Annotated in this window: 1 protein-coding gene; it reads right to left on the bottom strand. The window is 51.3% G+C overall.

Annotated features, from left to right (window positions below):
* Nucleotides 1–490, bottom strand: a 490-nt coding sequence (locus HMPREF1627_RS00455) for an AIR synthase related protein (RefSeq protein WP_234305176.1), incomplete at its 3' end; no start/stop codon positions are given.
* Nucleotides 491–721: the final 231 nt, after the last annotated feature.

Genomic DNA, 721 nt, shown 5'->3' on the forward strand with positions numbered 1-721 from the left:
CAACGTTCAGGCCGTCCATAACCGCAATCGGGCGAGCACCCATCGAAATAATGTCTCGAACGCAGCCGCCAATGCCCGTTGCCGCACCTTCGTACGGCTCAACGTAAGACGGGTGGTTGTGCGACTCAACCTTGAACGTGACAGCCCAACCGTCGCCAACATCCACAACACCGGCGTTCTGGCCAATACCGACCAGGAGGTTCTTACCCATCTCCTCGGTGGTCTTAGAACCGAACTGTTCTTTCAAATGCTTTTTTGAGGACTTGTAGGAGCAATGTTCGGACCACATAACCGAATACATGGAAAGCTCCGCAATCGTGGGGCGGCGTCCGAGTAGCTCAACGATCTTCTTGTACTCATCTTCTTTAAGACCAAGCGAGTGCCACGGCATTTCCTCGTTGGGAGTCGCTTTCGCGTTCTCAACCGTGTCGGGCACCCCACTTGGGCGGGGGTTTTCAAAAATGACGTTAGAGATGGTCTGCGCGCCCATATTCTCTTCCTTGTTCACCATTGCCATTCCGTCTTGCCTATTACACATGTGTACAAACAAAACACGCCTCGTGATATCAGCCACTGTTTAACGTAATTGTTGTTATTTCCCGGCGAATTTTCTGCGAGGTCAAATACGTTCGCCGCAATGATCCACAGGTTATCCACCAAGTTGTCCACAGCTGTGTATCGAATTTTCAAGGTTTCCACGAACCTGTGGATAACCCGGGTT

This window comes from Actinomyces sp. S6-Spd3 (assembly GCF_000758755.1).
Lineage (GTDB): Bacteria > Actinomycetota > Actinomycetes > Actinomycetales > Actinomycetaceae > Pauljensenia.